This window comes from Streptomyces zaehneri, assembly GCF_032248645.1.
In the GTDB taxonomy this organism is placed as follows: domain Bacteria; phylum Actinomycetota; class Actinomycetes; order Streptomycetales; family Streptomycetaceae; genus Streptomyces; species Streptomyces coriariae.
Window position 1 is genome coordinate 274,931 of record NZ_JASTTJ010000006.1, and the last position, 16,698, is coordinate 291,628.

The 16,698-nt window shown below is 71.8% G+C and carries 12 protein-coding genes; 4 read left to right on the top strand and 8 right to left on the bottom strand.

Annotation, left to right across the window (positions count from 1 at the left end; genetic code table 11):
- Window positions 1-45 precede the first annotated feature (45 nt).
- On the bottom strand, window positions 46-1,248 hold the full coding sequence (locus QQM72_RS12980) for a S8 family serine peptidase (protein ID WP_314220995.1): 1,203 nt from the start codon (window positions 1,246-1,248) through the stop codon (window positions 46-48).
- 125 nt (window positions 1,249-1,373) lie between these two features.
- Window positions 1,374-4,706, bottom strand: a complete 3,333-nt coding sequence (locus QQM72_RS12985) for a right-handed parallel beta-helix repeat-containing protein (protein ID WP_314220996.1) — start codon at window positions 4,704-4,706, stop codon at window positions 1,374-1,376.
- Window positions 4,707-5,426: 720 nt separating this feature from the next.
- Between QQM72_RS12985 and QQM72_RS12990 the strand changes: the two genes are divergently transcribed.
- On the top strand, window positions 5,427-6,635 hold the full coding sequence (locus QQM72_RS12990; protein ID WP_314220997.1) for a DUF418 domain-containing protein: 1,209 nt from the start codon (window positions 5,427-5,429) through the stop codon (window positions 6,633-6,635).
- Here QQM72_RS12990 and QQM72_RS12995 read toward each other — a convergent pair.
- Both QQM72_RS12995 and QQM72_RS13000 read right to left on the bottom strand, forming a co-directional pair.
- Window positions 6,580-7,158 (bottom strand): sigma-70 family RNA polymerase sigma factor, encoded by a 579-nt coding sequence (locus QQM72_RS12995; protein WP_314220998.1) that lies wholly within the window; start codon window positions 7,156-7,158, stop codon window positions 6,580-6,582. The two genes, QQM72_RS12990 and QQM72_RS12995, sit on opposite strands and share 56 nt — an antisense overlap.
- 398 nt (window positions 7,159-7,556) lie before the next feature.
- Window positions 7,557-8,777, bottom strand: a complete 1,221-nt coding sequence (locus QQM72_RS13000) for a peptidoglycan recognition protein family protein (protein WP_314220999.1) — start codon at window positions 8,775-8,777, stop codon at window positions 7,557-7,559.
- 535 nt (window positions 8,778-9,312) lie between these two features.
- Here QQM72_RS13000 and QQM72_RS13005 point away from each other — a divergent pair.
- Together QQM72_RS13005 and QQM72_RS13010 are read left to right on the top strand one after the other, a co-directional pair.
- Window positions 9,313-9,873, top strand: coding sequence for a sigma-70 family RNA polymerase sigma factor (locus tag QQM72_RS13005; RefSeq protein WP_314221000.1), 561 nt, complete (start codon window positions 9,313-9,315; stop codon window positions 9,871-9,873).
- Complete coding sequence (locus tag QQM72_RS13010; RefSeq protein WP_314221001.1) at window positions 9,870-10,577, top strand: anti-sigma factor; 708 nt, start codon at window positions 9,870-9,872, stop codon at window positions 10,575-10,577. Before QQM72_RS13005 ends, QQM72_RS13010 begins: the two co-directional genes overlap by 4 nt.
- 96 nt (window positions 10,578-10,673) lie before the next feature.
- Here the strand turns inward: QQM72_RS13010 and QQM72_RS13015 are convergent, their stop codons facing one another.
- Together QQM72_RS13015 and QQM72_RS13020 are read right to left on the bottom strand one after the other, a co-directional pair.
- Complete coding sequence (locus QQM72_RS13015) at window positions 10,674-10,967, bottom strand: hypothetical protein (RefSeq protein ID WP_314221002.1); 294 nt, start codon at window positions 10,965-10,967, stop codon at window positions 10,674-10,676.
- 41 nt (window positions 10,968-11,008) lie between these two features.
- A complete protein-coding gene (locus QQM72_RS13020; RefSeq protein ID WP_314221003.1) occupies window positions 11,009-11,617 on the bottom strand; it encodes a sigma-70 family RNA polymerase sigma factor in 609 nt (202 codons plus the stop codon).
- A gap of 1,604 nt (window positions 11,618-13,221) precedes the next feature.
- Here QQM72_RS13020 and QQM72_RS13025 point away from each other — a divergent pair.
- Window positions 13,222-13,890 carry a Type 1 glutamine amidotransferase-like domain-containing protein gene (locus QQM72_RS13025; RefSeq protein WP_314221004.1) on the top strand — a complete coding sequence of 223 codons (669 nt, stop codon included), beginning with the start codon at window positions 13,222-13,224 and terminating at the stop codon, window positions 13,888-13,890.
- Window positions 13,891-14,113: 223 nt separating this feature from the next.
- Here the strand turns inward: QQM72_RS13025 and QQM72_RS13030 are convergent, their stop codons facing one another.
- Both QQM72_RS13030 and QQM72_RS13035 read right to left on the bottom strand, forming a co-directional pair.
- Window positions 14,114-14,632: a hypothetical protein gene (locus QQM72_RS13030; RefSeq protein ID WP_314221005.1), complete on the bottom strand. Its 519-nt coding sequence runs from the start codon at window positions 14,630-14,632 to the stop codon at window positions 14,114-14,116.
- Between the two features lie 689 nt (window positions 14,633-15,321).
- Window positions 15,322-16,443, bottom strand: coding sequence for a hypothetical protein (locus tag QQM72_RS13035; RefSeq protein ID WP_314221006.1), 1,122 nt, complete (start codon window positions 16,441-16,443; stop codon window positions 15,322-15,324).
- Window positions 16,444-16,698: the final 255 nt, after the last annotated feature.

The following is a 16,698-nucleotide window of genomic DNA, read 5'->3' on the forward strand; positions in this document are numbered from 1 at the left end:
GTCGTCCGTCCTCGGCTCCGGGCGTCCGGGCGTCGGCTCCGCCCCTCAACTCCGGGCGCCGCCGCCTTCCTCGGCGGCCGGAGCGCCGGCCGGCCGCCAGTTGCGGGTGCGGGCTCGGGGGAGGGCCAGGGCGGCCCAGATCACCAGGAGGACCAGGGCCGCGCCCGCCGCCGCGAACACCCCGGCCCGCCGGATCGGCCGGGCCGCGTCGTCGCCGGGCAGCTGCACCGGGGCCTCCGGCGCGGGGGCCGCAGCCCGGACGGGCGGCTCCGGGACCACCCCGGTCACGGCCGCGAACGGGTCGAGCCGGGGGACGTCGTCCGGGTAGGCGCTCGCGGTGAGGCGGGCGGCCGTCTGCGCGGCCGTCAGGTCCGGGTGGGAGGAGCGCACCAGGGCCGCGGCCCCGGCCGCGTACGCGGCGGCGAAGGAGGCTCCCGAGCCGATGAAGTGCCCGCTGCCGCGCGGGCCGATCCCGACCACCCCGTCGCCGGGGGCCGCCAGGTCGGCGGCGCGCGGCAGCAGGGCGTCGTCCGGACGCTGTCCCTGCGCGTCCACGTCCAGCACCGACAGCACACCGGACTGCGCGGCGGGCCAGTACGCCTGCGGGGTCGGCTCCTCGTCCTGGGCGGAGGACCCGGTCGCAGGGTCGGGCACGGCCGCCGCCACCACCAGCACGTCCTTCGCCAGGGCCGCCTCGACGGCCTTCGTCAGCCCGGTCGACCCCTGTGCCAGAGCCGACGAGACGGTGATCACGTCGGCGCCGGCCGCCGTCGCCTCGGCGATCCCCGACGCGACGCTCTGCGCCGTGGCCGCGCCCCGTTCGTCCGTGCCGCGCACCGCGAGGATCCTCGCCCGCCGGGCGACCCCCGCGAACCGCACGCCGTCGACCGTGGCCGCCGCGACCAGCCCCGCGACGAACGTCCCGTGCCCCACGCAGTCCTGGCCCGCCGATCCCACCGCGGTGACCCGGCCGGACAGGGCGGGCGCCGTGGTGGACACCCCGGTGTCCACCACCGCCACCGTCACCCCGGAGCCGTCCGAGAACGGCCAGGTGCCCGTCAGCTGGAGGCTCCCCTGCTCCCAGGGCACGGTGGTGGCCCGCTGGGCGGAGGCCCCGGTGCAGGCGGCGTCCGCGTCCAGTCGTGCGGGCATCACGGGCAGCCGTACCGGGGCGCCGTCCGCGGCGGCGGTCTCCGGCCCGCTCACCAGCGCAAGCAGGGCTCCCAGGCACAGGGGGGCGGTCAACATCCGTGTCGTGCAAGGGAGATGAGCCAGTCGAGAGCGGCGAGACATGTCCCGCATCCTACGGGCAGCCGTCGCCCGCGAGCGGCCCTCCCTCAGCCCTCCCCGCAGCCGTCCGGTCAACTCTGCGGTCAGCTCTCCGGGGTCGGCGTCCGCATCCCCGGCACGTCGTCGGGCAGCAGGAGCCGCAGGTCGTCCAGGCCCGGTGCGGCCATGGCGCTGACCCGGCCCGCCTGCCGGGTCATCATGGACTCCAGCACCTGCCGGGCCAGCCGCCCGTTGCCGAAGAAGCGGTCGCGCGGCAGGGAGTCGAAGTACTCGCGCAGCAGCGCTCCGACCCCGGGCCCGCACTCGTAGCCCGAACCGTCCGCGTGCATCCGGACGATGGTGACCAGCTCGTCGGAGGTGTAGTCGGCGAACTCGACGCGCCGTGAGAACCGCGACGACAGGCCCGAGTTGGACGCCAGGAAGGACTCCATCTCCCGGGTGTAGCCGGCCACGATGACGACCACCTCGTCGCGGTGGTCCTCCATCAGCTTCAGCAGGGTGTCGACCGCCTCCTGGCCGAAGTCGGAGCCGGAGGAGCCGCCCGCCGGCGTGAGCGTGTAGGCCTCGTCGACGAACAGCACGCCGCCGCGGGCCCGTTCGAAGACCTCGCGGGTCAACTGCGCGGTGTGGCCGACGTAGCGGCCCACCAGGTCGGCCCGCGCCACCTCGACGAGTTGGCCCTGCGGCAGCACCCCGAGCGAGACGAGCAGTTCGCCGTAGAGCCGGGCGACGGTGGTCTTGCCGGTGCCGGGCGGGCCGGTGAAGACCAGATGGTGGCTGACCCGGGGGCTCGGCAGCCCGGCGGCCTCCCGCCGTCGGGCGGTCGACAGCAGGTTGACCAGATCGGTGACGTCGCGCTTCACGGCCGCCAGCCCCACCATCGCGCCGAGCCGGGACAGGGCGTCGCCGCGCTCGGGTTCGTCCGCGTCCCCGTGCGGGCCGGCCGGGACCTGCGCCCCGGTGTCCTCGGCGAGCAGCAGGCTCAGGTCCCGTTCGCTCACCTCGGGCTGAGTGGCCAGCCGTACGGCCTGCCGGTCGACCATCTCCTCGAACACCTGGCGGGCGGCGCGGCCGTTGCCGAACGCGGCGTCCTTGGGCATGCGCTCGAAATGCACGGCGAGCGCCGCGGCGGCGCCCTCGCCCAGCTCGTACTGGTGCCGGGCGCACATGCTCTCCACGATGGCCACCAGCTCGTGCACCGCGTAGTTCTCGAACTCCACGGTCCGCGAGAAGCGGGAGGCCAGCCCGGGGTTGCTGTTGAGGAAGGACTGCATCTCCCCCGAGTAGCCGGCCGCGACGACCACCACGTCCTCGCGGTGGTCCTCCATCAGCTTCAGCAGGGTGTCCACGGCCTCCCGTCCGAAGTCGGGTCCCGAACGCCCGCCGTCGGCGGTCAGGGTGTAGGCCTCGTCGATGAACAGCACCCCGCCCAGCGCCCTGTTGAAGGTCTCGGTGGTCTTGATGGCGGTGCCGCCGATGACCTGCGCGACGAGATCGGCGCGCGAGACCTCGACCAGGTGCCCGGAGCGCAGCGCGCCCAGCTGGGCCAGGACGGTGCCGTAGAGGCGGGCGACGGTGGTCTTGCCGGTGCCGGGCGGGCCGGAGAACACCAGGTGGCGGCTCATCGGCGGTGCCGACATGCCCAGCTGGGCCCGGCGCTGGGCGAGTTGAGTGAGGTTGACGAGGGTGCGGACCTGCTGCTTCACGTTCGACAGTCCGATCAGCGCCTCCAGCTCGGCGAGCGGACCGATCTGCTCGGGCGCGTCCGGGCCGTCCGGCGTGGTGCCCGCCGGGTCGGTGCCCTCGGCGTCGCCGTATCCCCAGGCGTCGCGACGGCCGTTGCCGCTGGAGGTGAGGCCCTCGACCGCCAGCCGGTCGCCGGGCTGGGACTGGACCAGGCCGCTGCCCGCGTTGTCGCGGACCGTGCAGTTGACGACGGACACCGGCAGGGTGGTCTCCACCCGCAGTCCGTCCTTGCCGCTGCCGGCCAGAGTGCACCCGTTGAGCGCGGCCCGCCCGCCCTGCCGGATCACCGCGCCGCACTCCGGGGCGCCCACGACCTGGAGCCGGGCGCCGGTCAGCTCGCCGTCCGCCTCGACGACCACGCCGTCGGCGCCGGCCTCGCGAATCTCGCAGTCGCGGGCCGTGACGGTCCCGTCCGTGCCCACGGACAGGCCCGCGGCGGTCGGCGCGAGCACGGTGGTGCCGCCGACGTAGAGGTTGCCGGCGCTCTCCACCTGGATGCCCGCCGCGCCGGTCCGGGCGATCTCGCTGTCCTCCAGCCGGCCACGGCCGTCCTTGACGACCTCGACGCCGTTGCCGCCCGCGCCGCTGATCCGGGCGCGGCGGATCATCGGGTTGGCGCCGGTCGCGATCCGGATCCCGGCGCCCGCGGCGTCGATCACCTCCACCCGGTCGAGCTCGGCGGTGGACTCCTCCTCCAGCAGCAGGGCGGCCGGGGCGGCGCAGTCCCGCACCGTCAGCGAGGCCAGCGACGGCGAGCCGGAGCCGGCCACCCGCAGCGCGGGCGCCTGGGAGGAGTCCAGCCAGCAGTCCTCGTAGGTGCCGCGCCCCCGGTCGGTGACCAGCAGGCCGCTGCCCGTCGTGCGGGCCGTGCGGCAGCGGCGCAGCAGCGGGTCGCTGCCCTGCGACACGACGAAGGCCGGACCGGTGGTCGCGGTGACCCTGATGTCCTCCAGCACGGTGCGGGAGGCACTGCTCACCAGCACCCCGATCGCCACGTCGTGGACGACCGTGCGCAGCACGCGGGTGGTGCAGCGGCCCTCGAGCGCCACGGCCGGCTGGTCGGTGGAGGAGATGTCGCAGTCCTCCACGGACCCCTGGGCGTCGCCGTTGGCCAGGATCCCGTTGGCCCGCGCGTCGCGCACGGTGCAGCCGCGCACCGTGACCCGGCCGCGTTCGCCGATGACCACGCCGGACGTGCCCAGGTGCTCCACGGTGCAGGACTCGAGCGAGCTCTCCACGGCCGAGGTGACGACCACCCCGGCCCCCGAGCCGTTGCTGATCCGGCAGTCGCGCATGGCCAGCGAACCGGTCTCCCGGGCGAGGACGGCCGTCCAGGCGGAGCCGGTCACGTCGCAGCCTTCCATCGCCGCCTGGCCGCGGACCGCGTCCACGACGGGCAGGTCCTCGTCCCGGCCGCGCAGCACCAGGTCGGTGAGCATCACCGCGTCGGCGCGCAGGCTGACCACGCTGCCGCGCCGGGGGCGTATCTCCACCGTCCCCCGCGACTGTTCGGCGACGATGGTCACCCGGGTGCCTACGACGAGGCTCTCCTCGTAGGTCCCGGGCCCCACGCTGATCACCGCACCGCTGCGCGCCCCCGCGAGCGCTTCACCGATCGTGCGGAAGCCGCCGGATCCGTCGGGGCGGACCGTCAGTACCTGGCGTGACACGCGCTCTCCATCTCTCGCAGCCTCTCACGGCGCTGGTCGCCCTGTGGCAGGGTGCCGACGGCCCCATCATGCCTGCCGACAGGCGGTGTTGACACGTCGGCCCGAGTCCCTCGGAGGCGGGGACAGCAAAGATGTCAGAGAGCCGAACAGCGGGTCTGCCCCAGACGGCGGGCCCGCCTTCCTTGTCGGCCGGTCGTCCGACGGGGTCGGTCAGCCCTCGCCGAGGCCCCTCATGATGCAGCCGTTCGTCGAGAGGACGACAGCCTGTGCCGTTGACGCGTTCGCGCCAGAAAGGGGGACGGTGACGGTGATGGCGGCCGCTACGGTCAGTCGATGAAACGTGTGGACTTAAGGGCGTTCCATTCTGTTTGCTTTCGTGCTGATGTCTGAATGGATCGGAACTCTGGCGGGCGATGGCGCTTTCTGCGAAATATCGGATTTGCTTGCCCGTTGAACTGCCCGTTGAATTGCCCGCAGGTAGGCCGACTTTTTCACGCAGTCTGCTCAAAACGCCTCCGCTTTCACCTTCTCGCACTACGCCGCCACGCGGCCGGGTTGACGGCGTCGACAAGTGAACCGGGCGAGGGGCCGCAGCCGTAGGTGGTTGCCGTGAGGAGCACACGGAGGCGAACGGGCCTCCCGTCATCGAGGAACCCCGACGGCGTCCGCCGCCCACCGGGTGACCGGTACCTCCCTCCCCGGACCCGAGGAAGCACGACCATGCCCCCCGGCCGGGGAGGTCCGCCCGCGCGGGTGCCCCGGCTTCCGCAGATCGACGCGCTGCGGGGTTTCGCCCTGCTCGGCATCTGCGTGGTCAACGCCCCGGTGCTCGCGGGAGCGTGGACCCTGGCGGCGGGCCAGGCCGCGGCACCGTGGGACCGGACGGCCGCCTGGCTGGTCACGGCCTTGTTCACGACCAAGTTCTATCTGCTCTTCGCGTTCCTGTTCGGCTACAGCTTCGTCTTCCAGGAGGCAGCGGCGGCACGCGACGAAGTGCCCTTCGCCCGCCGCCACGCCCGCCGCCTCCTGGGACTGTTCCTGATGGGTCTCGCCCACGCGGTTGTGCTCTACCCCGGCGACATCCTCATGACCTACGCCGTTCTCGGTCTGCTCCTCTACGCGTTGCGAGGGCTGGACACACGGGCCGTGCTGTGGACGGCCGGGGCCCTGGTCGTCCTCCTCACCGCGGTCTTCCTCGTCGTCGGCGTACTGGCGCTGGGCACGGAGGACGCCGGGCAGGTCTCCGACCGGGCCCTGGAGGCGCGGCAGAGCGCGTGGTACCGGGGCGGCCCCCGCACGGTCGTGCACGCCAACCTCGCCGCCTGCCGGCAGGCCTTCACCGGCGCGCTCCTCTACGGCCCGCATCTCCTCGCCGCCATGCTGACCGGCCTCGCCGCGGGCCGGCGAGGGTGGCTGGACCCTGCGCGTCTCCCGTCCGCGTCCCGCGCACGCGGGCGCCTGCTCGCCGCCGGCCTGCTGATCGGCCTGCCGGGCGGCATCCTGACGGCGATGTGCAGCTACGGTCCCTTCGACGCGCGCTACTACTACCTCGGCCAGGCGGTGGACATCCTCACGGCGCCCGTGCTCAGCGCCGCCTACGCGACCGTGCTGCTGTCGCTGCTACGCGGCAGGTCCGGCCCGGGGATCGCCGCAGCGCTGGCGCCGGCCGGCCGTATGTCCCTGTCGCACTACCTCCTCCAGTCCGGCGTCCTGGCCTTCGTCTTCACCGGCTACGGCCTCGCCCGGTACGGCACTGCCGGACCGGCCGCGCTGGCCGGCGGATGCGTGGCCCTCTGGGCGGCCCAACTCGCCCTCAGCGCGCGCCCTCTGGCGCACGTCCGCCACGGCCCCGCCGAGGCGCTGCTGCGCCGTGTCACCGGCGGCCGTCCGCCGATGACTCGGCGGGCCCGTCGGCGTGCAGGTGTGTGAGGGACCTCTGCAGGGCCGAAAGGCCATAGTGCAAACGGGACTTGAGGGTGCCCTTCGGGATGCCGAGAACGTCGGCGGCCTCCTCCAGGGTGCGGCCACGGTAGTACACCTCGAACAGGGCCTGCCGGTGGGCCGGGGACAGGGTGGCCAGGCCCTCGCGTATCACCATCGCCGTCAACACGCGCTCTTCGAGGCCCCCTTCGCCCTCGGCCGCGTCGTACTCCTGCCATCCCTCCCCGTCGACCTCCTGGGGGCGGGTCTTCACGCTGCGGTAGTTGTCGATGACGAGATTGCGCGCCACCCGGAACATCCAGGGCCGCAGCACGCTGTCCCCGATGCTGCCGTAGGTGCGCCAGCAGCGCAGCAGCGTCTCCTGCACGATGTCCTCGGCCCGGACCGGATCGCCCCGCAACAGGCGGCTCACATAGGCGTGCAGGGCGAGGACCTGGGTGCGGTGGTCGGCACGGCACTCCTCGGTGTCCGGCCGAACCGGTCCGTCGGACCCCATGAACGTCCAACTCATGAGCACTCCTGGGGGTGTCCCCGGAACAGGCGGCGCCTCGGCGCACGACGGCGCTCCCCACCGGACCGCGCCCGTGCGGCACGCGGCGCGTGACGCGACCCGCGGGCAGGGTGGGAGGGGGGAGGGGATGGGCGAAGCGAGGGGTGCCGGTCCGGGAGGGGCTGGCGAGAGAGTGGGGGACGGCCGTCTGCCGGGTGGCGCCGGTGGCGCACGGCGGGGGCGGCGGCGCCGAGGCGACGGCGCCGGGGTGGCCGGCGCGTGCGCGGGCGGTGGGGCTCGGCGGGGTCCGGCGGTCGCGTCACGCCGCGCGCGGGCGGCGGATCCGGCGCTGATCGGGTCGTGTCCCCGGTTCGTCCGGGCCGTACGGCACGGGTACGGGAGCGCGCAGACGGGTGCGGTCAGCGGGTGAGCTGAGCCGCCCGTTCACGCACGTCCGGGAGACCCAGATACGCGGCCGAGCCGGGGCATTCGGTGGATGTCCAGTCCTGGTGGCCACCGAGGGCGGGGCCGTCGGTGGACTTGCCGCTCGTGGGACTGAGGTAGGTGATACCGGCCAGCGGATCCAGCTTGTGGCGCGCGGCGAGGGACGCCGTCAGCCGGACCAGGGAGTCACACATCCGGGACGACGGCTTCTGCTTGCCGAAGTCCCCCAGCAGGGCGATGCCGATGTTCCCGGGGTTGAAGCCGAAGGTGTGGAACGCGGTGACGACCTCGTCGTCCGCGTTGTGCGCGGGTATCCCGTCCGTACCGCTGTACCGGCCCTCGTAGATCGCGCCCTGACGATCGATCAGAAAGTTGTAGCCGATGTCGCCCCAGTCGTTGGAGACGGCGTGCTGCTCGTAGATCGCGCGTACGGTGGCGGCGGGATCGGGGTCGTCCACGGGCGTGGCGGTGTGATGGACCGTGATCGCCTGTACCCGGGTGAAGCGGGTGGGTGACGACTCACGCCCGTCCGCGGTCAGACGCTTCGCCTCGTCGGCGCCCCAGTCCGCGCGGAGCACCAGACCGGGCGGCGGGAAGGCGACGGCGGCGGACCCGGAGGTACCGGGTGTCGTCGCCGGGGCGCTCTTCGCCGGTGGGCCCGACGGGGCGGGGCGCTGCTTTCGCCCGAGGTGTCCGGCGTCGATGGCGATCGCTTCGACGACCTTGACCCCGGAGTCGACGTCGAGTTGGTAGCCGTAGCTGCCATGAGCGGGTACGAGTGCCCGGTTCGGCGGAGTGGTCGACTTCGTGCGCAGGGCCTCGGCGTCCTTGCCGCAAGGGCATCCGGCGGTGACGTCCTGCCAGTCGCCCGGCTTGCCGCTCCGGTCGATCAGCCGCAGCCGCACCCCGTGCGGGGAGCCGGTCCAGGTGAGACCGACCGCGGTGATCGGGAAGGAGGTCCGCTTCACCTCGCGCCCGGGAGAGGCCTCCTGCGACACCCGGACCCGGGGCGGCGCGCCATCCGTCGAGCCCCGGCGGTCGGAGGCCGCCGCCGGGCCGCCCGCGGCCGCACCGCACGCGCCGAGCAGCGGCAGCCCGGCGGTGGCGGTCCCGAGGACCGCGAGGAAGCGCCGGCGTGACGCGGGAAGCCCGCGCTCCGCCTGGGGCCTGGATCGGGGATACGTGTTGTTCACCATGCGCTCCGTCAAGATCGGCTGCCTTGTACCGACACCTACGGCGCGGTGCGGAAAGTGAGTTCACTCCTTTTCGGGGGAGGTCGGAGCTGGGTGGGCGACGGTGATCGGGATTCGGCCAGGCGATGGCATTTTGGCCAGCTCCGGCAGGAATCGAACCGTCGTCGCCCTGGTCGCCGTAGTAGCGCATGGATGCCGGGTTCCCCGAGGCGAACCACTGGCCGGACCCCCGCAACGGACGGTGGGCGCGCGCCTCTCGGCATCCGGCCCCGCCCCGGCCCCGTGCCCGGACGGGAAGGCCGTGGCCCGACTCCGCTCTCCACCGACGGACCGGGCCACGGCGCTGTTACCGGCTCCGGGTTGTCGGCCTGCGGCACCGACGACGGCCGCGGGTGTCCTCCGGGTCCCTGGCGAAAGTCAACTGGCTTTCCAGGTAAGTGAGTTGGCGAGTGATCCAGGTCACGGACATCCGTTGAACCCGGGGGGCGGACTGCTCGATGTGTCTATCAAAACAGCGGGGACACATGGGAGACAGTGAATGGCGATTCTGCGGCCGCGTGCCACAAAAGCCACAAGTCACGAAGCGGTCATCAGGACTCTCTACGCCGAGCACGGCAAAGCCCTGTTGGCGTACGCGACACGCCTGACGGGTGATCGACTGATCGCGGAGGACGTGGTCCAGGAGACGCTGATCCGGGCGTGGCGTCACCCGGAGGTGGTGTCCGATCCCCAGGGTTCGCTGCGGGGCTGGCTGATCACGGTGACGCGCAACCTCGTGGCGGACCGCTATCGGGCCAAGGCCGCCCGTCCGACGGAGGTGGGGGAGAGCGAGGCGACGGTGCCGGTCCAGCAGGACCACGCGGAGAACGTCGTCGAGTCGGTCGTCCTGATGGAGGCTCTCGCCCAACTCAAGCCCGACCAGAGAAACGTGTTGATGGAGGTCTACTATCACGGGCGCAGCGCCGCTGAGGCCGCCGTACGGCTCGGTATCCCGGAGGGCACCGTCAAGTCCCGTGCCCATCACGCTCTGAAGGCCCTTCGCAAGGTGTATGTGGGTAAGCCCGGCAGTGACGTTCAGCTTCGAAAGGTGGCAGTGTGACCACGCAGGAGCACTCCCATGACGGACTCCTCGGCGCCCACGCGCTGGGCCTCCTCGACGCCGACGAGCGATCCAGGCTTGAGGAACAGATCGAGGCGTGCGAGGTATGCCAAGTGGAGCTGGCTGATCTGAGGGCACTTGAGGCCGAACTCGGTGAGGTGCCACCCGAGTTCTTCCTCGAGGGGCCGCCGGAGGACGGTGAACTGCTCCTCGGGCGCACGCTGCGGCAGGCGCGGGAGGAGGAGGCTGTGCGTCGGCGGCGCAGGGGCGTCGTGGTCGGCCTCGCCGCCGCGGCGCTGGCCGGGGTGCTCCTCGGCGGCGGGTATGTGGCGGGCCGGGCGCACACCGCACCCGACACGCTCGCGTCCCGGTCCGCCGAGGGCGTGGACGGGGCATGGACAGGTTCCGCGACGGACTCGGCGACGCGGGCGACCATGAAGGTGAGCCTGACACCGGCCACGGGTTGGGTCCGGGTCGATGCGACGGTCGGTGGACTCCAGCCCGGTGAGAAGTGCCGGCTGGTCGTCCTGTCGAAGTCGGGCGAGCGCGAGATCGCGGGCAGCTGGGTGGCGGGAGAGCGGAAACAGGCGGCGCAGGGCGAGGGCCTCGACCTCTCCGGCTTCGCGGCCGTGCCCATGGACCAGGTGAAGTCCGTGACCGTGGAGAACGACCGGGGAGAACGGTACGTAGAGGTGACGGTCTGAGCGCAGGGGCGACTCCGGCGCTGGAACACAGGCTCGGCCTGGCCCGTGTTTCTCGGGGGCCAGGCCGCGGTCGTCTCCCCGGTCGGAGGGGGCCGCTCAGCGGTCCGTGGCGTCGGTCATCAGCCCGCGATGCGCGGCGATCCGTTCCCTGAGGACGAGCGAGGCCATGTGGGTCGACAGACGGAGCATGAACTGTTCCTCCGCCTGTCGCAGCACATCCGAGACCAGGACCACGCGTTCACGGCGTCGTACCGCGTGCCGGACCGCGGCCTCGGCGGCGGCGCGGGCTCGCCGCCAGTCGTGCACTGAGGCGCCGCTGGTGAGGCGGCTCTCCCGAAAGGCGGCCACGCGGCGGCGGAGCAGCAGCTCCACAAGTTCGGTCCATTGCATGCGGTACATATGAGAACCAACGGTTTCGGAGCCGGTTCGGGTCATCGCGGCGCGCACTTTCTTCGCACCGCCGTACTCACCTCGTCGGCAAGTCTCGATCTGAGGGCGTTGAGCGCGTAATGGTGCCGGGATTTCACGGTGCCGACCGGTATGCCGATCAGATCGGCGGTTTCCCGGACACTGTGCTCGAATACATAGAGATGCAGCACGACTTCCCGGTGTTCAGGGGAGAGGCCGTGCAGCAGCGCGAGCGTCTGCATGGAGGTGGCGACGGATTCGGCGTGATCCGGAAACGTCGTCTCGCGCCCGCCCGCCCCGAATATCTCATCCGCCCCGACCACCTCGTTGCGCGCCATGGAACTGCGTGACCGGTCGATGATCAGGTTACGGGTCACCGTCAGCAGCCAGCCGCGGATGGAGCCGGCGGTGGAACAGAGCCGCTCCGTGTGCGGCCAGGCCCGGATGAACGCCTCCTGGGCGATGTCCTCCGCCAGATGCCGGTCCCGGAGAATCCTCTCCGCGTAGGCGATGACTGCGGGGGAGTGCTCGGCCATGAGGGTGTCCAGCAGGCCGGCACCGAGGGCGGGGTTCTCGAGGGCCGTGTGAGGCGTATTCATCGTGATCGGGTTTCTGGTGCGGAACGTCGGCACCCGCCGATTTCACCGGTGCCATTGCCCGATCAGGCAACCAGCCGCCTGTATACGTCCCGTTGACGACCTGTCCATGGATCGTGGACGCCCCGCCCTGAACTCGCCAGGGTGCTGTGCAGTGCCACCCCATGAGCCTTGGGATCCGTCTGTCTCCACAGCCGACATCGTCGACACCGTGCACGCGTACCCGCGCCGCCCCGGCCGGGCCACCGTGAACGAGCAGCTCGCGAGGAGGAACGTGATCCCGGCCAGGCCGACGCCGAATGCCTCCGTGACACGGTGAACCCTGAGTGGCGTACCACCGTAGAACCGAGTGAAAAATCGACTTGATGAAATTCGGAGAGACGGGTCCCTCGTGCATCCTGCGGAACAGGCGAAAATCGTGGCGAGCCTGGCCAAATTCTATGACTACGTGGTGGAGAAGGGAGGAAAGGAGGTTCCCGAGGACAGGGTGGCCACGATCCTGTCGGAGGCTGCCCTCGTCGACTACAGAACGACCTGCGCACTCCTGAGGGAGGCCAAGCAGCTTGCGGAGAAAACGCTCGACCCGGTTATCGGCCTGCACCGCGAGAGGATCATGCTGGCCGAGTACTATGCGCAGAATCCGCCGCCACCGGAGATGGCGTACGAAGCGGACGGGTACAAGCGGTACGCCGATCACTATCGCATCGGTCTGGACCGTGGGCGTGACGTCTGTTTCGCTCCCAGGCGCTCTGCCGCGTCGTACCCGACAGCTGTTGAGATGGAACTGCTGCACGCCTCGCGGTTGCATCAGTACATGACCTTGGGGGCCTCGGAGTTCGCCCAGCCCGACCAGTTGGCCGTACATATTCCGCAACTGGCCGCCCCACGGCCCCACACACCCCCTGCGGCCCACCAACAGATGCCGCCGGCCCCGCCGGTCCACCAGCAGGCACCCCCCGCCCCGGCGGCCCACCAGCAGATACCCGCGGCCTACCGTCCCCTCGGCAGCCATCCGTCCTACGGCGCCCCCCACCCGGCCCCCGCACCCGCGCAGCGAGTTCCCGGGGTGCACCCCCCTGGCGTGGCCTACGCGTCCTACGGCGCCCCTCGCGCCGCTGCGGCACCTGCCGCCTGGCATCCAGCCACCGCCGCCCTGCATCCCGCGGCGAGCCACGGGCATGGGACCTACCCGCCCGCAGGTGGCCGCGCCCTGTACCCGGGCGTTCCCCAACCGCACGCTCCCCACCCGGGAGTTCCCTCGCTGGGCGGGGCCCACGGCGGTGTGTACCGCGCGCCCGCACCGAACCGGCACCACGGAACCCGACCGGGCCAGTAGCGCGCTTCCAGCCCTGCGCACCATCACGCCCTCCGCCCGGGACGAACGGATCAGGCCGCTGCCCTGAGCGCGTCGTCCGAGCGGAGGGCGATGACGGTCCAGAGACGCGGTCAAGACCCTGACGAGGCCTGTCGCACGGCGTTGGGGACACCGACGAACAGGGCGTCCGCACTGCGCGTGTCAGAGATCTTCGGGAGGGCCTTCGAAGGCCCTCCTCGGCCTGTTCGGGATGCGGCCGCGGCATGACGGTCCGGTGGATCCCGGGTTCGTTGCGTGTGTGCGTCAGGCGTGCTTGGCTCGCCCGATGAACCTTCTTCTGACGGCGAGCGGCCTGCGCAACGAGACGCTGCGAGACGCGCTGCGGGACATGCTGGGACGGCCGTTCGGATCGGCGAACGTCGTGTTCGTTCCCACGGCGTCGGTCGCCGAGCCCGGGGACCACGGGTGGGTCGTCGAGGACATGAACCGGCTGCACGGCCTCGGCTGGCGGGAGTTCGACGTCCTGGAGCTGAACGGCCTGCCCCGGCAGTTGGTGCTCGACCGGCTGCTGCACGCCGATGTCATCTACGTCGAGGGCGGCAGCCACTACCACCTCGCGCGCAGCATCACCGGCAACGGCCTGGCCGACGGTTTTCTGGAGGCGCTGGAGAGCCGGGTCTATGTGGGGGTCAGCGCCGGATCGATGATCTTCAGCCGTCATCTCACCGAACACTCCGCCGACGTCATCGGGGACACCGCAGACCTCCACGTGCTCGGCGCGACGACCGTGGAACCGCCGTTCGGCCTCTTCGACTGGTATCTCAAACCCCACCTGTACTCACCGGACTTCCCCGAGCGGGACGACGCCTGGGCCGATCACATCGCCGCGCGGGCGGACTTCCCGATCTACTTCATCGACGACGAGACGGCCGTCCGCGTCAGCGACGGCAAGGTGGATGTCCTTTCCGAAGGCCGGTGGCGGTTCCACCCGTGACCGAGGCCGGGACGCCGGTGACCGGCGTGCAGCCGAGCCGCGTCTCGCGCTGCACGCCGCGGACCTCGGGCGGGGGGATTGCGAGGTGGCCATGAGGTGGGCGAGCGGTCGGCCACCTCTGTGACCGAGCCGCGCAGGCGAACGCGGCACCCGAGAGCGCTGAGACACGCGATACGCGCCCCGGGCTGTCCGCGCCCTGATACGGGGAGTTCGGCGCTCCCGGTCACGCGCTCCTACGGCGCCCCGGACCCTGGGCCGAGGTCGTGGCAGGCCGGGTGACCGAGTTCTGCGAGGCGTCGGCGGCGGAGGGGACGACCCGATCCGTGCCGTCGGCTCGCAGTGCGGCAGAGGACGCCACCTGCGCGCTCGTCGCCGGCCCCACCCGAGGGGCCTCGGAACGTACGGGGCTGTCGAACTGCCGGGACCGGGACCGGTCCGCCACCGCCGACTGCGTCCGCACCGGGTTCGTGTCCCGCAGGGGAGCGGGAGAGACGCTCCGAGTGTCCCTCGTCGCCTGCGCGTCACTCTGCGCGGGGCTCTGGGCCGCGTGTCGCCTTTGCGTGGACCGCTCCAGGTAGACGCGCGCTCCGGCGCCGGCCGCGGCGCCCAGCACGGCGCCGCCCACAAGACCGGCGAAGCCGCCGACGGAGGCACCGGCGACCGCGCCGATCACCGCGCCCACCACCACATGCGGATTCTCACGGGCGAACTCCACGACATCGCTCACGAGGGTCTTCGCCATCTGCCATCCACGCTTCGCCAGATCGAGCAGGCGCCCGGCAGCGGAGGCCGCACTGCCACGCGCCGGTTGGGGGAGAGCACCGACCGTGGGTGCGGGTGCGGGTGCGGGTGTGGGTGCTGGTGCTGGTGCCGGGGGCGACGGGGCCGGGGCGGCAGGGGCCGGGGTCTCGATTCCCTCGAGGAACCGACTGCCCGCGCTGAACACGACGGTGGGTACGGGCGCGGGGGCGGGTCCGGCCTGGGGAGGTACGTCGGGGTGGGTCACTCCCGACATCGTGGCCGGAGAGTCCGCGCGACGGCGATCACGCTCTTCCACGACCGCGGGCTTCTCCTCGGGTGCGGGCCAGTCGTGGAACCCGCTCATCCAAAGCCTCTCCAGTTCCGGATCTGGCGCCGCGGAAGATCGCCGGCCGTTGGTGGCGTCACTGCCGGGAAGGGGGAAATCTGGCATCTCGGTCCTCCGTCGATGGATTCGTCTCGCCGCGGGCCTCGGCGAAATTCAGGAATATCTGGTCGGTATCGGCGAGCGCTCTCACCGGTGGCCACGTTCCGCCGTGTGATCCAGTTGAACGAGGTCTTCCGGTAAGGCACTCGGGGCTCTTCCGTCGGCCGCCGACCTGCCGACGCCCCGGCCCGCCAGGGCCGGCAGCGGGTCCGGCAGCGGGTCCGGCAGCGGGTCCGGCAGCGACGTCATCGTCGTACGCCGGCGTGACCCGACTCGTTGCCGCGGTACGCGACCGGAACGTGCTGCCGCGTCTGACGCAGGACGGAGTGGCCGGCCGGGACCGGGTGGTTCGCGGCGGAGGCCGCGGGGGCCGTCTCGTTCATCGACTCGTCGGGGAACCGTGCGGACCTGGCGACACCTCGAAGCTCCCGCTCGGTGAGGGGTGCGATCGAGCGGTAGCGGAGATAGTCGTTGTCGTAGGTGAGCTTGTTCCCGGCGTTCGTGTGAGCGGCCCACATCTGCGCGCTGGTGAGACACTCGTGCACCGTGTGATGTCCGTGTTCCACGAAGACCGCGATCGCGGCGAGCCGTACGAGTTCGAGGTCGATGTTCCGTACGCCCTGGTCCTGGGCCAGTCTGGCTATTTCGAGAAGGGTCATGGTCGATCCGGAAAGGCCGGTGCCGACGAGCCCTCCCGTGGGCTCAGCGTTCTGGTGGGAGGAGTCGGAGGCCGGAAGGGACAGGAACTGTTCACCCCGGCACCACTCGACGAATCGGTCGCCGTTCATCGTGGACCGGGACGCGAATCTCGTCTCGTCCGCGGAAAGCGGAGGATGCACATCCTGTGCCATCCTGCGCTGCAGCTCGACCGGCTGTTTCACTCTCTTCGCGCGCTGCGGATCCAGGCTTGTCAGAAACCGGAAATCCGACAGCCCGTTGAACGCCCCGGCGCGTTGCCCGGCGAGGAGGAATGCCACGGTCTCCCTGACGTTCCCGGAGCAGGCGACTCGCCACAGGGCTCCCGGATCGCTTCCCACGGCGCCCGGCTGCGCCGCATTCGTCTCGGCGAAGGTGGTGGTCCTGGCCGGATCGATCGTGCGCGCCATGTTCCATGCCGCGCACGCGACGGTACGCATCTGTGCGGTGACGTCCGAACGCCTGTAGATGATGTAACGCGCCAGCGCGGCTTCGAACAGCTCCGCCTCCTTCTGGTACTCGATCGCCGCGATGTCGCAGGCGGAGGCGTCCTGAGGCGTGAACGGAGGCGCCGGGCGGCCGAGCGGCTCTCGCCGCGCAGGGGCGGGCGCGGGCTGGAGCCGGGTGACCATCGGCGGAAGCGGGGCCGGCGGGCGCACGGAGAGAGGCATCGGAACGTGCGAGGGCGGGGGACCATGGAGAGGTCCGTAAGCCTGCGGACGAGCCTGCGCGTAAGCCTGCGGACGAGGCTGTGCGTAAGCCTGCGGAAGAGGCTGCGCATAGGCCTGTGGATGGGGTGCCGCGTAGGGGGCGAGGGGCGCTGCGGCGGGCCGGCCGGGAGCGGGCACCGGATATCGCACGGCAGGGGCCATCGGTGGGATGGGGACTGGGGGCGGGGCCGCCATTCGGTCCTGTTCCAGACGGCG